The organism is Bdellovibrionales bacterium, assembly GCA_018266295.1.
Lineage (GTDB): Bacteria > Bdellovibrionota > Bdellovibrionia > Bdellovibrionales > Bdellovibrionaceae > JACMRP01.
Genome location: JAFEAQ010000004.1, coordinates 687,678 through 702,031, shown reverse-complemented (window position 1 = coordinate 702,031; position 14,354 = coordinate 687,678). Strand labels below are relative to the sequence as shown.

Genomic DNA, 14,354 nt, shown 5'->3' with positions numbered 1-14,354 from the left:
CAAGTAGTTAGCGCTCTTCCTGCAAAATCACAAGAGGACTTTCATTCACTACTCGGCGGCTGGCAAAATATGCAATGAGCGCGCTCAGGACGCACACTCCGAGGGCCGTAAACACCGGCCACACCCAGTTAAATACGAAGCTTCCCTCAAATACATAGTACGAAATAAAGTAGCTGACGACCACGCTGAGTCCAGCCCCCATGATCCCCGCGCCCAAGGCCAGAGTCACAAACTCCAGCACCAGATAGCGTGAAACCGCACCGAATTTAGCTCCCACGACCTTGAGCATATTGAGCTCCCAACGGCGCAGGCGCACCTGACCACTAACGATGGAGTAAAGCACCACGTAGCCGGTAAATAATGCCAAGCCCGCCATGAGTTCCAGCGACCAGCTCATTTGATCAGCGATCTTAAGAACCTCATTCACAGTCCTTTGCACATCTACGATAGACACATTCGAGAAGCGCTTTGCGAGCTCCATCTGCATTTGCTCTTTTTTCGCTTCAGGCATTTTCGGCAACGCCGTAATGAAGGTCTTCGGCGCATCATTCAAAACTCCGTTTTGCATGATCACGAAGAAGTTCGGCTGAAAGCTGGTCCATTTCACTTTGCGTAAGTTGACCACCTGCCCGTCGATCTCAACTCCTTGAACATCGAATTGCAGGACATCGCCGATTTTAATGCCTAAACGATCGGCGTACTTAGCTTCAACCGAAAGTTCGGCATATTTCTGCTTCGACGGATCAAACATCGGAGCTAGCGGCCGGCCTTCAACGATGGTTTCGGATTCGCTGACACCTTCGCGATAAGACAGATTTACACCACGATTACGGAACCGAGCTTCGGCCTCTTGCTCACGCGTAGTAAAACCACCGTCTTCAGCCTTACGCTCAAACTCTTGACCATTCACCTTTAAGATACGTGCACGGACCAGCGGAGAAAATCCGATGCTGGAAATATCCTGTTGCCTCAGAAATTCTTTTACTGGCTCGACTTGATCATCTTGAATATCAAACATGAAAAGGCTCGGAATCTTCGACACCGATTCTGTCTTAAATTCATTCTGCAGGCTCACTTTTAATTGCGGAAGAACGTTAATCAGTAACGAGCCCAGCCCCAGCGCAATGAAGATAGCCAAACTGCTCGCACGACGGCGCGAAAGCCCCAGCAGAGAATACTTATTCACCCAATTTTTAAATCTTCCAGCGCCCCGCAATGCCATCAACAAAAGCATCCCCGTCGCCGATAGAATCAATAGTACAACAAAGAACGCACCAACGAACACTGAACCGATTTTAAATGAATTCGACTGAGCTACCGCGAGCAACCAGAAAAGCACAATCCCCGGCAAGAACACCCAAGGCTTTTGAATTTCAATCGAAGAAGAAAACTTCTCTTCCGCAAACAAACGCGATGGTTTCAAGTCTTGGATCTTCAGCAAAAACGGCAAGCAAATCACAAAACTGCCGATCACACCCAAAATCAAAGCCATCAACACCGCTCGCAAAGACATGCTCGGATACAAATTAAACGGCGTCAGACTCGCGAGCAGCTCACTTAAGAGTGGCAGCACTAACGAAGACACAATCACCGTTGGAATCAAAGACAAGAGCCCCAGAATCGTCACCTGAGCCGCATAGAGGCTCACCGCACGAGTCGCCTGCAAACCAAGGCTCCGCAAAATCGCCACTTCACGCATTCTTTGGGTCATGAAAAGACGGAACAGGTAGGCCGCACCCAGCGCTGACATGAATAAAGCAATGATCGCAACCAAACCAAGATAGTCCGACAAGTAACCGAGCTGGCGGCTGGAGTCCTCGCTCGCAGTCTTTGCAGTTTCAATCTGAATCGCCGGATCTTTCAAAACCTTCAGCAACTCCGCCTTGCGATCATTGGTGAATTCCTCATTCTTCAGTTTAAAGAAGTAATTCACCGAGAACGTACTGCCGAACTGAATCAACCCCGACTGCGGTAGCAATGCGCGATTAATAAACACCCGCGGTGCAATCGAAGCCGCACGGAACGTCTGCGTGCCATCTTTAGAAATGACATCGGCAATTTTCAGTTTCAACTGCCCCAGCTGAATCTCATCGCCCTTATGCAACCCGATCTGCGCTTCAAGCTCTGGATAAACCCAAGCCGTCATGGATTTTAAAATCTCTTTATTCGGAGAATCGCCGCGGATCTCTTCCCCCGAGGCCAAGCCCACGGTACCATACAAAGGATAAGTATCGTCCACCGCACGGACCATCACCAGGCGCGAGCCCTTATCCGAAGTCATCATTGCATAGAACTCATAGGTCTGACTCATCGTTGAGTCTTGAGCCATGACAGCAGTCATCGCGTTCTTTTCAGCCTCGGTCAGTTCGCGGCGCGCTGACACAGCCACGTCCGCTGACAAGATCGCTTTTGAGTTCGCACTCAAAGTGTCTTGCAGAGAAACTTTAAACGCCTCGAGCGAAACATAGCCCGTCAGCCCCAGGCTGAGATTGAATATGAAAAAAAGGCCGAACTTCCAGCTGCGCAGAAGCTCACGGCGAATCCAACGGAGAAACACCTAGGCCTCCACAAGCTGACCTTCAGAAAGACGCAAGGTCCTCTGACAGCGCTTTGCCAAGGCTTCACTGTGAGTTACAAGGATCGTGGTAATTTGATATTTCTTCGCGGCTTCAAAGAAGATCTCCATCACACGATCGCCGGTGTGAATATCCAAGTTTCCACTTGGTTCATCGGCAAGCAAGATCTTCGGTCGCACAGCCAGAGCCCGCGCAATCGCCACCCGCTGACATTCGCCACCGCTCATACGGCTGGGAAACTGATGCAAGCGGTGCTCAAGGCCCATTTCTTTCAAGAGCGCAGTCGCTTGCTTTTCAGCATCGGGCTTACCGAGAATTTCCATCGGCAGCATCACGTTCTCAAGCGCCGTGAGGTGTGAAACGAGATGATACTGCTGAAAAACGATACCGATATTCTGCCCGCGGAAATCAGTGACTTGCTTCTCTGTCATCGTGCTAATGTTCACACCATCCACGACAACATCACCTGTATCGGCCTGATCAAGCCCCGCCAGCAAAGACAGCAGCGTGGATTTACCACTGCCGGATTGACCGACAATCGCCACAACCTCGCCATTCTTAATATCTGCCGTGAGGCCTTTCAATACAGCCACGCGGTCTTCGCCTTGGTTAAACGACTTCTGCAAATTCTTGATATAGAGACTCATAACAGACCTTTGATTTCCTGATAAACCGTATCCGCAATAATTTTATGTCCAGCTTCATTTGGGTGAATGCCGTCTGCTTGATTGTACTTAGGATCCCCCGCCACCTTATCAAGAATGAAAGGAATCAGCGGCGTCTTATATTTCTTAGAAAGATCGAGATACATTTTTTTGAATTTCTCAGTGTAGTCCTTGCCATAGTTCGGCGGCACATACAGTCCACCAAGAACCACAGGAACTTTCTGAGCTTGCGCAAACTCAATCGCCGCGGCGAGATTTTTCTCGCTCTCTTCGATTTTCAAGCCACGAAGACCGTCGTTTGCACCCATCACAATGAGAAGCAAATCAGGCTTTGATTTGAACAACCACTTCAAACGGCCGACAGCAGACGCCGTAGTAGAGCCACTGACACCGGCGTTCACAACGGTCCATTCTTTCTTACCACTGTCGTGGATCTTTTTTTCGACGAGCGCTGGATAGGCCGCTTCTTTCGCGACACCGATGCCTTCAGTGAGAGAATCACCAAGCACGACGAGCTTTTTGTTTTGAGCAAATGAGAAGGAGAAAGAAAAAAGAAGGGCTAAAAATAAAAAGAGTCTCATGGGTTCCATGAGACTCTATCTAAGACTTAAATGACAAGTCCGACTGTATTATTAACTCTTTGATGCGAGTTAACAATCGCAGCTACTAGTAACGACCACCGCCGCCACCGCCACGTCCGCCGCCGCCGAAGCCACCGCGTCCGCCGCCACCGCCGCGTCCACCGCCGCCGAAGCCACCACGACCGCCGCCACCTTCACGTGGAGCTTGTGGACGAGCTTCAGATACGTTGATCGCGCGACCGTCGAATTGAGCGCCGTTCAACTTTTCGATAGCCATGTCAGCGTCAGAATCTGATTCCATTTCTACGAAGCCGAAACCTTTGCTACGGCCAGTTTCACGGTCAGTGATAACTTTTGCAGAAGAAACAGCACCGAACTCAGCAAATTTGCTGTGAAGGCTGTCGTCAGTGATTGAATAAGGAAGATTGCCTACGTATAACTTTTTACCCATGGTACCTCCAGGGATCTTTAGACCGCGGGAGCCACGAGCAAACAGACTCTAGGAACTACGAACGCGGGACATTGTTAACTTTTTTAAATCTAGCACAGCCTACAATCTGTGCAAGTGAAATTCCTATCTCATATTGTTGAATTGTAATGGAATCGGGAAGTTGCCAGACCGGACTTTAGCTATGGTTTCCTGCAATTCGTCGATGCTTTTAGAGGTAACCCTCACCTTATCGTCCATAATTTGCGGCTGGACCTTTAATTTAGAGTCCTTAATCCATTTTACGATGTCCTTAGCCACTTCCTTATCGATGCCCTGTTGAATTGTAATTTTTTGGCGGAGCATCTTGCCCCCAGCTGGCTCAGGCTTTTCGAACTTAAAGGATTTTATATCCACGCCGCGACGGTGCAGCTTCGTTTGGAGGATGCTCCCCATAGCCTCAACTTTATAGTCGTCCTCAGCTAAGAGTGTGATTTCCTTCTTGTCCCACTGAATTTCAGCCTGACTGCCCTTGAAATCATAGCGGCCTTCAACCTCTTTACGAGCCTGATTGACCGCATTGTCCACCTCTTGAATATTGATTTCCGAAACAATATCAAACGAAGCCATTCTCAACCCATTCTCAATAAATTCTATTGTCCATTATCCATTTTCTATTAATGGTGGTGTCCGTGGCCATGTGCGCCGTGCGCGTGGCCGTGTTGAAGCTCTTCCGCAGTCGCTTCACGGATTGCAACCATGTCGATATCAAACACGAGGTCTGTTCCCGCCAAGGGGTGGTTTCCATCGAGAGTAACCGTTTTATCACCGATGTTAGCAACGCGAACAACTTTCGTTTGCTCACCCAAGTTCAATTGCAAGTAAGCACCGAGTTCGATTTTCAAGTGAGCCAATTCTTCTTTTGGCACTTCCATAGTCATTTTTGGATCTGGCAAGCCGTAAGCGTCTTTTGCAGCCAACTTAATCGTTTGCTTATCGCCTACTTTCATCTTCACAACTTCCTGTTCAAGCATAGGAATGATCATTCCAGTGCCTTCGAGGAAAGCTAGTGGTTCACCTGCATCTGAAGCGTCGAGGGTTTGGCCATCGGCTCCTTTTAGGACGTAATTAAATGCGAAAACTCGACGTTTCATAATGGGTCTCCTTTGATTTAACAGGGAGCTATCGCGAAAAGGGCCTAATTTCAAGGGATTATGGTCCAGGTACTTGAAAATCATACCCCAAACCCTCTATAATTTAAGATAGAGAGCTCCATGGGAGGGGTAATGCATCATTTATCCTCACTCAGGTCTCTGCTTCTCAATTCGAGTTACGAGCCAATGCGGATTGTTAGTTGGCAGAAGGCCTTGATTCTGTGGTTCCAGGATAAAGTAGAAATCTTGGAGTACCACACTGTGTTTGCCAGGTCGGCGCGGTCCAGTTACCAAATGCCGAGCGTTCTGAGGTTGAAGAGTTATGTTCGACCCAGATCCAACGGTGCGGTCCGATTCTGCCGCGAAAATGTCTATATCCGCGATAACTTCACCTGCCAGTATTGTGGCGACAAACTAGCCGCCAAACATCTCACTCTTGATCACGTAGTACCTGCTTCAAAAAATGGAAAAAAGACTTGGACGAACGTTGTTTCCGCTTGCCGAGAATGCAACCAACGTAAAGCCAACCGCACGCCACAAACTGCAAATATGCCTTTATTAACTGAGCCGAAAATGCCATCATGGCTGCCAATTCGAGAATTGGAAATCCAGATGGAAATGGAGTTGAAATCAAACTCCGCTCCGGCCAGTTGGTTGGAGTATTTGCGGTTTAAGGCAGGATGAAGTTACACCACCACATCTCTAAAATCCCAACGGAGTATACGCTCCCCTTAAGGCAGAAAGTGCTGAAGCCCTTTCTGCACGTCGATGATTGCGTGAATGTTGGCGATAACGATCCGACGACTTTTCATTTAGGCCTGTTTCACGAGAGAAAACTGGTCACTATTTGCACCTTCCTCACCGAATCCCATCCTCAATTCAACGCCGGCAATCCTTATCGCCTCCGTGGGATGGCGACAGATCCGAATTATCACGGCCAAGGCTTCGGTCAGATTCTTCTTCAACATGGAACGGTTTTGTTGCGCCAAAAATATTGTGATCTTCTCTGGTGTAACGCTCGGATCAAGGCTTTCCCGTTCTATGAAAAAATGGGTTTTGCCTACCATGGTCCGCTCTTCGAAATGGACCGGATCGGACCCCATAAAATCATGTACAAGTATTTGAATCCTCGATAGATTCTATACATGCCAAAAAATGAAAAAACATCGGGCGTGTTAGACCCGAAAACCAAAAAAGACTTAGTAAAATGGCTCACTCTGATCGTGAGCGAAACCAACGGGATCTCCCTCAAAGACACTTTGAATCTTCTGATCTCTTCCGAGCTAAATGCGGAAAACCAAAAAGCTTTGGATCTTGCCGTTGAATTCCGTGGTCTGATCGACCAGTTCGTGACAAATAAAATCAATATCAACGCTCTGCTGGTTCATCCGATTTCAGAGTGCTTGTTCGAGCTGTTTAAAAACTTCCCGATCAAATATCACGAGGAGCATATTCATCTGACGGGCTCAGTGACGGCGGAGTTCCTGTACCCTCGTTTGAAGAAACTTCTCGAAGGTCCTCACAAAGATATTTACGAAAAGAAAATCAAAGAAGTTTACGGCGACCAAGCGTTGCCGATCAAATCGGTGGCTGACGTTGATAAGCTGATTCGCCTGGATGAGACCGAGGGCTTCCTGACTTACTTAAAGATTTTATATCTTCCGAAGCTGGTCTTCATTGATCGTCAAACGCATGCGGATGCCGCTTACGATATGGCCAATGAACTCTACAACAAGTTCAATGTCGGCCGTATTCGTTTAAAGTTTACTTTGGATCGCGCGACGTCTAGCTCTTCGGAACAGATTCCGGGTATCGACGATGTCACACCTGAAGACGTCGTGCTTGGTTTGTACGAAGGTTTTAAAAAGTTCCAAGATGAGCATCCTGATTTTGATTTCGTGCTTTCTCCGTCTTTCCGTAAAGAATCGAGCTTCTTTGATTCGGCTCGCTTTAAATCCCGTAAAGATCACTTCATGGCGCAGATCAACGATATGATCCGCATGATGGATAAGTATCCTTTCCTGCAAAAGCATATGACTGACGTGGATACCGTGGGCGATGAGCGCGAACTTTACCGCAAAGAACATTTCTACGAGATGCAAACCGGTTTCCGCAAACTGCAATACCGTGGTTTGAAAATTCGCTCGCATCACGGTGAAACTTGGCACACACTCAAAAAAGGCATCCAGGCTGTCGACAATGCCATGAACATCTGGCACATCGATACGCTGGAGCACGGGATTAGTCTGGGGATTAATCCAAACGTGTACTTCCACCGCCTCTATCAAGAAGTTTCCCATAAGAATAAGCAAGGCATTGCGATCACGGCGAAAGATCCGCACTATCGTGAATTGTCGGAGCTTGATTGGGGCAACTACAAACCGGTCTTGGATAAACTCCTCAAAGGCGAGCTTTTGAGCGAGAAGGACAATACCGAGTTCTTGAAAGCAAAGTTCCATACGGCCCGTGAGGTAGAGCACTATCAGCATGACGTTTTGAACCGCATGATTCAGAAAGAGATCTCTTTGATCTCGCTCCCTTCTTCAAACAATAAACTCACCGGTAAGTTCGATGACTACAAAGATCATCCGTTCTCTTGGTGGGAAAAGAAAAATGTTCAGCTTGGCGTAGGAACGGATAACTACGTGACGCTGAATACGAACTTCATCCAGGAATTGCTGATTTTGCTCTACACAGATCCAAACGATCTCAAAATCACAAAGCTGCTGATGGTGGCCTCGAAAGAAAATCGCCGCCCTTATATCAGTCACCTCCTCTGGAAAATGAGAAAGAAAATTCTAAGCAACAGCTAGCAAGGAAGCACCATGGCCGAAAAAAAGACTCCGCTCTTAAAGGAGATCTTCAGTAAGAAGATGCTCATTATATTTTTATTGGGATTCTCCAGTGGTTTGCCGCTCTTATTGACCGGCGGAACTCTGAAGACCTGGCTTGCCCGCGAGCAAGTTGATATCAGTATGATCGGCTACTTTGGCTGGGTGGGTTTGGCTTACTCGCTCAAGTTTATTTGGGCACCGCTGCTGGATCGTTTTACTATTTCTAAAAAACTCGGCCGCCGTCGTGGCTGGATGTTATTAAGCCAGTTGTTGCTCGTGGGCTCGATCGCCGGCATCGGGATGTTTGATCCTAAGTTCTCGCTGATGAATATGGCAGTGCTTTCAGTTCTGACGGCGTTCTTTAGTGCCACTCAAGATATCGTGATCGATGCTTATCGCCGTGAGCTCTTGCATGATGAAGAGCTCGGCTTTGGTTCTTCGATGAACATGTACGGTTACCGTATTGCGATGCTCGTGTCGGGTGCTTTGGGTATGGGGCTCGTGGGAGCTCCCGGCTTTAGCCTGACTTGGAATGAGCTTTACTATGCGATGGCTGCATTTATGGGGATCGGGATCCTGACAACTCTTTGGGCGCCAGAGCCTAAAGTCAGCGAAGCTCCGCCACGTACTTTGATGGCAGCCGTGATTGATCCTTTCCGCGAGTTCTTAAAGCGCGATGGTGCTTACTTCATGCTGACTTTCGTATTCCTATTCAAACTCGGTGATGCTTTATCAGGTGCGATGTTGAATCCGTACTATGTGCAGATTGGTTACAGCAACGCAGACATTGCTTTGATTGCGAAAACTTTTGGTTTGATCTCAGGCATGGTGGGACTCTTCCTTGGAAGTACGTTGATGTACTACATTGGTATCTATCGCTCGCTTTGGATTTTTGGAATCCTGCAAGCTCTTTCAACGGGCGCGTTTGCGATCCTGACGATGACAGGTCCACAGAACTGGGCGCTGGCGTTTACGGTGTGCTTTGAAGATGTCACTTCGGGAATGGGCTCTGCCGCATTCATCGCGTTCATCTCAGCCATCACGAATAAACGCTACACGGCGACTCAGTATGCGATTCTTTCGAGTATTGCGACCCTCGGCCGAAATTTCTTTTCTGGTTTCTCCGGAGACATGGTGAAGCACCTCGGCTGGGCGAATTTCTATTACACTTGCATGTTTATTGCGATCCCAGGACTGTTGATGCTAATCCTGATGAAGAAGTACCAGAAGCAGACGGAGTCTGTCGTAGCTTAGCTTTCAAACCTGCAGGCAAATCCGGTTTCAAGAACTGGAACGGCTTTGCGGGTTTAAATTTTCCGGTGATATCTCCAATGAGATCATAATTTTTAACTAGCGTGATCTTCTTCACGCTGGTTCCTTTATTGAAGTTCAACTTCTGCAGTCGTACCCATACTAAGTTAGGGCTCAAAGTATTTTCATAGAAATAGATGCCCTTAGTAAGATCGGCAACGACTCTCCAGCGAGTCGTCGAAACATACGGACGTGCCGGATCCGGGGCGCCGAAAGGTTGCGAGACATTGCGAAGGACGCTCAGGACTCCCGCGACGGCTTCACGGTAATCGGCTGCCGGTGGCAGGTTCTGCGCGTAGTACGCAGCACGCACAAAACGGTCGGCGGCATCTGTGGTACCAGGAAGGGGCTTGTCGCCGCCGAAGCCTTTGTACTGCTTCATTGTGACCAGCTGTTGATCGTAAGGTGGAGAATTGGTCATCACGTTGTACTGACGACCGTGATAGATCTGCGCTTTGCCATCAATATATTCAATGACGGCGTTATCACCCGTCTTATCCGAGAGCGCTAAGTGAACCGTGCCTTCTTTTCTGCCTGAATCAGTTTGTACTCCGGAAGGCAAAACTTGGAAGGCAGTTTTCTCCATCCACTTCACCGCCTCATCGACAGTGGCAAAGTTATCGAGGAAGTATTGCGGCCACAAGCTCACAGCTAGACCCGGCAGCTTTTCATCGCGCACTCCGAAGTTGGCTTCGGTTAGGTAAAGGACATTGGCATTGAGGCCTTTTTCATTAATGCCGTCAGTGGTGCCGACGTCATAGGCCGATAAAATCACGCTGCCATATTTCGAAGTCCACTTCAGCGAGTTTTCGCCGGCCAGTCCATTACGAGCCATCCCTCGAGGAAATTGCCACATATTGGTACCGATATCTTCGACCCAATCCATATTGCGGCCGACGATCACGTCTTGGTTTGAGGATTCAGAAAGGACGCGTGTGCATGGATATGCAGGAAGCGCCAGCAATAGACTTAGAAAGAGTGATATTGTTTTCATGAAAAAAGCTTAAGGCGCGCATGCAAAGAAAGTCGCGTGGAGATCTCTTCAAACTGAAATGTATTTCGTCAGATTAGTGCTTGCGTTCGATTTTGCAAGAATAGCCCGGAGACAAAAAGCTATCCCCGTCCGCTTCAAGCTGCGTTCCCATCGCCAACGGATTGCTGTAAATCCCGGTCAAGGTTCGGAGGCAGGCATTGAGGTCCTTAAGATCGTCGGTCACGGTGTCGCCGCCGACTTCGCCATAGGACATGAACATATAAGTCGGCTCTTGATAGCTGTTGAGTTTGCGAGAGTACTTGCCAACTGTGTCGACCTGCACTCCGTGAGCAGCGTCACCTTCGCGATAAAGACCGAAGAACTGAATCGAGCTGGCTTGGCGGCTGTGAGTATTAATTTCTTTGAGCCAGTAGCTGATGTACTCGATGTTGTTGGGCTCTTTGATTTCCGTCGCCATCTTCTCAAGCCAGAGCTTTAAGTAAGGCTCGGCATCTTTGCTCTTCGCGTAAGGGACTTCGGGACCGATTTTCAAAATCGCCTGGCGCTCGGCTAAGAACGTCAGGAAATCCGTATTGAACTGAAAGCTCGGAACGTCTTTCTTATTGGGTGCTTGCTTCAATGCGAGCTTCATCTCTTCGATATTTGGCCAGTCGATATTCGTTGTGATGAGATCTTTGCCTTCATAATCGGTGCCGCTATCATAGCAAGGGACTGTCGTGGTGGAGGTCATCTTTTCACGGGTTTCACGTTTGGCGTAAGTGATTGTCAGGTAAGTGACATGCGAAAGGTCTTCGCTGATCTCTGCGCGCGCTTTATCACCGCGTTTGATATCCACGATGTGAAACTTGTTGTAGTATGCTTCTTTGTCTTTCTCTTTGAGCATGGTCAAGAGATCCGTGAGCATCGCTGACCAAGTGGGAGCATCGGCTTTGCGGCAGCGATCGACCTGGCGTGCGGGCACATCGCGGAAAACAGTGTCACTGACTTGAAAGACGATCCCGTTTTTAGCGGCGGCTTTTAAGAGTTCGACGGTGCTGTTGTTATATTTAGGTTTGAAAGAAGCCGGAAGACGAATGTTGCTTGAAACACAGCCCGCAGCGAAACAAATAGAAACCACTCCAAGAACCTGGGCAATAAAACGCATGCATCCTCCGCTTCCAGTATACTCAGAGAAAGGGAGCAGCTTCATCTTTGCAGCTATTTTCAGGAGGTAGGTCCGGCCCCCCGACCGACTTCCGGGTGCATTAACTCGAAATAAAAGGCCTCTGGTGGCGTTTTTCCACGAATTTTACCTAAATCCAGCTTTGACCTGGCAACATTCAACGTGCTAAACCTAGCACCTCAAATCGTTCCAAGAAGTGGACAGGTGGCCGAGTGGTTTAAGGCGCACGCCTGGAACGCGTGTGTGGTCTAACCGCCACCGTGAGTTCGAATCTCACCCTGTCCGCCAAATTTTGCGCAGTCAAAATTTCGTCTATTCTCCATTTTCCATTTTCAAAGCGATGCCGAAGGCGAGCCAGAAACTCCATGCGCAAAATTAGAAAATAGATCTAGAAAATGGACAATAGATTCAAATACCGGACATCTATTTTCCTCATCAACAATCTATTTTCTTATAGAGCTGGCTTCTGAATTGCAGTTACCCGCTTTATGGCATTTCCATTCGAAGACTTAGAAGTATACAAACGCTCCATCAACCTCTGCACACAAGTAGAATCCCTGCTCACCAGGGAAGGACTTACCAAAACCATCGCCGACCAACTCTCTCGCGCAGCACTTTCCATTCCTCTCAACATCGCCGAAGGCAACGGCCGTTGGCATTCCGGCGATAAACGCCAATTTTTTTGGATCGCTCGCGGCTCCGCGTTTGAATGCATCCCAATCATCGAGATTCTAACAATAAAATCTGTAGTCACCGCAAGAGAACGCGAAGAACTTCGCAGCAAGCTCGAAATCATTGGAAAAATGTTAACCCGATTGGTCCAAGCCCACGATGCAGCGGAAAGTTGTTCTCCAAAAAAGCATAATATCCAAAAGCGAAGTTATCGTAACTTCCCTGATTCATAATTTGTTTTATCCTGAGATTTTATTTCAGTGCTTTATTTGGCTTACTTTCAGATAGTGCGTTCGACATTCATCTTTTCTTTTCCGGCAATCTTCTAAAAATTTGCAATTTTTGAAAGTCATCGAATCTAACTTATGTCTTTTTTTGAACCATATTTTGTAGAATCGAAAAATAAACCGGAATACAAATATATTGGATTAGGAGTTCAAAGCCAATAGGTTCAACTTGAGAATACTTTAATTCTAAATGGCACATATTGTGATTAAACTTATAAATATCTGTTTTAACTAGACTTTACTTAATGATAATTTGGCTTTATTTTGGTCTAAAGTTGGTTTACATTCGTCCCGATAATATTAAAGGGAGCTATAATATGGATCAAATTAATCATCAGTTATTTTCAAATATTGCCCATACTAAAATTCCTGATTTTTATACTCCTGAGGGAGATACTAATTATCGCCAAGTGGCCTCTGTCTTTCTCAAGCTTTCTAATGACGACTTAGCAAAAATAGCCAGTGTATCTGTTAAAACTGTACGATTTGATGAAGGAAAAATGCCACAGGCATTAAAAGACAGAATTGAAGAAATTAAAAACGTCTGTGAGCTTGTTGCCGATATGCTTGGTGGAGATTTAAAGAAAACTCAGTTATGGTTTACCACTAAAAATCAAATGCTCGGTAATATATCACCAAGAGATATGATCCGATTTGGACGATATAATAAGCTTCTTGATATTTTAATGGACATTAAAAACGGAAACAATCCATAACTAAATATATGGCAAAGAAAGCTCCGCCTTATATTAAGAGAAAGCCTCCAGTACGCCCTTCATATCTTCCAAAGTTACAAACCGACAAAAAGCAAACGGGCTTCGAGCAAGGTAAGTTATTATTAGATCGGTTAAGTGCCGCAGATATCGACCTCTATAAAGAAACAGAAGCCCGTCTTCAAGCTTACTATTTGGATGAATACTATTATTATGCTGCGGAACGCGCTAAGCGATCTGTTCAAATAACTGAAGCTCTTTGCAAAAAAACCTCAAAATTTGAATTCGAAAATCACTATAGGTGCGTACTAACGCAATATAATGATAGACCACTTTCATCAGCAGGAAGCCGAATTAGCGCCGTTGGTGGTAGATTTAACTTCGGCAGAATTAACGATTTTTTTCCTACATTCCCCGCATTGTACATAGGAGAAAACGCACGGGTTGCACGCTTAGAAATGCGTCAAGTAGACGAGCAAGACCCCAAACAAATTAGCTTTGAAGATTTTAAGGGCGTTAGTATTTCAGACTATAGAGTAAACGGCGTGCTTAATAATATTCTAGATATAACTGTTACCGACAACCTCAAGCCATTTTTGAAAGTTATATCAAGGATTGAAGCTTCGCCAACATTGAACGATGAAGCAATTAGAGCGGGACTAAATAGGACGAATCCAGTTTCAACTATGAGAGAACTAACAAATGCTCTTCTTCACCCCAACTGGAGATTATCAATTACCAGATTTAGCATCCCATCTAACTCCCAATCTTTCGGCAACTTAGTGAAGGCGGCAAAAATAGAGGCAATTCGATATCAATCAAAATTTCGCACAGGCACGTGTATTGCGATATTTCCCGAAAACCTTGGTCCTGGAAGTTACGTCTCTTTAAGTGATAAGGCTGCTTCCAACGTTATCTTAACTTTAAACTCTGATAGCTATCCCAATCTGATTTAAATTCCATAAAGACAGTTCGAAA

15 protein-coding genes and 1 tRNA gene are annotated in these 14,354 nt (G+C 46.8%); 8 read left to right on the top strand and 8 right to left on the bottom strand.

Annotated features, from left to right (window positions below; translation table 11 throughout):
- Window positions 1-7: 7 nt before the first annotated feature.
- The 6 genes from JSU04_03875 to JSU04_03850 all read right to left on the bottom strand — a co-directional run bounded on the left by JSU04_03875 (window position 8) and on the right by JSU04_03850 (window position 5,403).
- Entirely contained in the window at window positions 8-2,557 is a 2,550-nt protein-coding gene (locus JSU04_03875; GenBank protein ID MBS1969415.1) for an ABC transporter permease, read from the bottom strand.
- Window positions 2,558-3,223, bottom strand: a complete 666-nt coding sequence (locus JSU04_03870; GenBank protein MBS1969414.1) for an ABC transporter ATP-binding protein — start codon at window positions 3,221-3,223, stop codon at window positions 2,558-2,560. It lies immediately after the preceding gene.
- Window positions 3,220-3,822 (bottom strand): arylesterase, encoded by a 603-nt coding sequence (locus JSU04_03865; GenBank protein ID MBS1969413.1) that lies wholly within the window; start codon window positions 3,820-3,822, stop codon window positions 3,220-3,222. The genes JSU04_03870 and JSU04_03865 overlap by 4 nt, the downstream gene beginning before the upstream one ends.
- Before the next feature lie 85 nt (window positions 3,823-3,907).
- The gene (locus JSU04_03860) at window positions 3,908-4,273 is read right to left on the bottom strand and encodes an RNA-binding protein (protein ID MBS1969412.1); all 366 of its coding nucleotides are present in this window, start codon (window positions 4,271-4,273) and stop codon (window positions 3,908-3,910) included.
- Window positions 4,274-4,396: 123 nt separating this feature from the next.
- Entirely contained in the window at window positions 4,397-4,879 is a 483-nt protein-coding gene (locus tag JSU04_03855) for a YajQ family cyclic di-GMP-binding protein (protein ID MBS1969411.1), read from the bottom strand.
- A gap of 47 nt (window positions 4,880-4,926) precedes the next feature.
- Complete coding sequence (locus JSU04_03850; protein MBS1969410.1) at window positions 4,927-5,403, bottom strand: FKBP-type peptidyl-prolyl cis-trans isomerase; 477 nt, start codon at window positions 5,401-5,403, stop codon at window positions 4,927-4,929.
- 186 nt (window positions 5,404-5,589) lie between these two features.
- Here JSU04_03850 and JSU04_03845 point away from each other — a divergent pair, with 186 nt between their 5' ends.
- From JSU04_03845 to JSU04_03830, 4 genes are read left to right on the top strand one after another with little or no spacing between them, the layout of a single operon-like run.
- Window positions 5,590-6,087, top strand: coding sequence for an HNH endonuclease (locus tag JSU04_03845; protein MBS1969409.1), 498 nt, complete (start codon window positions 5,590-5,592; stop codon window positions 6,085-6,087).
- Entirely contained in the window at window positions 6,084-6,539 is a 456-nt protein-coding gene (locus JSU04_03840; protein MBS1969408.1) for a GNAT family N-acetyltransferase, read from the top strand. The genes JSU04_03845 and JSU04_03840 overlap by 4 nt, the downstream gene beginning before the upstream one ends.
- A 9-nt stretch (window positions 6,540-6,548) precedes the next feature.
- Complete coding sequence (locus tag JSU04_03835; protein MBS1969407.1) at window positions 6,549-8,216, top strand: hypothetical protein; 1,668 nt, start codon at window positions 6,549-6,551, stop codon at window positions 8,214-8,216.
- A 12-nt stretch (window positions 8,217-8,228) separates the two neighbouring features.
- Entirely contained in the window at window positions 8,229-9,491 is a 1,263-nt protein-coding gene (locus tag JSU04_03830; GenBank protein MBS1969406.1) for an AmpG family muropeptide MFS transporter, read from the top strand.
- On the opposite strand, the gene JSU04_03825 is transcribed toward JSU04_03830, so the two are convergent.
- Window positions 9,415-10,542 carry a linear amide C-N hydrolase gene (locus JSU04_03825; GenBank protein ID MBS1969405.1) on the bottom strand — a complete coding sequence of 376 codons (1,128 nt, stop codon included), beginning with the start codon at window positions 10,540-10,542 and terminating at the stop codon, window positions 9,415-9,417. The genes JSU04_03830 and JSU04_03825 overlap by 77 nt on opposite strands.
- A gap of 73 nt (window positions 10,543-10,615) precedes the next feature.
- Entirely contained in the window at window positions 10,616-11,686 is a 1,071-nt protein-coding gene (locus JSU04_03820; GenBank protein ID MBS1969404.1) for a hypothetical protein, read from the bottom strand.
- 216 nt (window positions 11,687-11,902) lie between these two features.
- Here JSU04_03820 and JSU04_03815 point away from each other — a divergent pair.
- From JSU04_03815 to JSU04_03800, 4 genes are all read left to right on the top strand, one after another.
- Window positions 11,903-11,992 (top strand) — tRNA-Ser (locus JSU04_03815).
- A gap of 200 nt (window positions 11,993-12,192) precedes the next feature.
- The gene (locus JSU04_03810) at window positions 12,193-12,609 is read left to right on the top strand and encodes a four helix bundle protein (GenBank protein ID MBS1969403.1); all 417 of its coding nucleotides are present in this window, start codon (window positions 12,193-12,195) and stop codon (window positions 12,607-12,609) included.
- Between the two features lie 371 nt (window positions 12,610-12,980).
- On the top strand, window positions 12,981-13,379 hold the full coding sequence (locus JSU04_03805) for a hypothetical protein (protein MBS1969402.1): 399 nt from the start codon (window positions 12,981-12,983) through the stop codon (window positions 13,377-13,379).
- Window positions 13,380-13,387: 8 nt separating this feature from the next.
- Window positions 13,388-14,332, top strand: coding sequence for an RES family NAD+ phosphorylase (locus JSU04_03800; GenBank protein MBS1969401.1), 945 nt, complete (start codon window positions 13,388-13,390; stop codon window positions 14,330-14,332).
- Window positions 14,333-14,354: the final 22 nt, after the last annotated feature.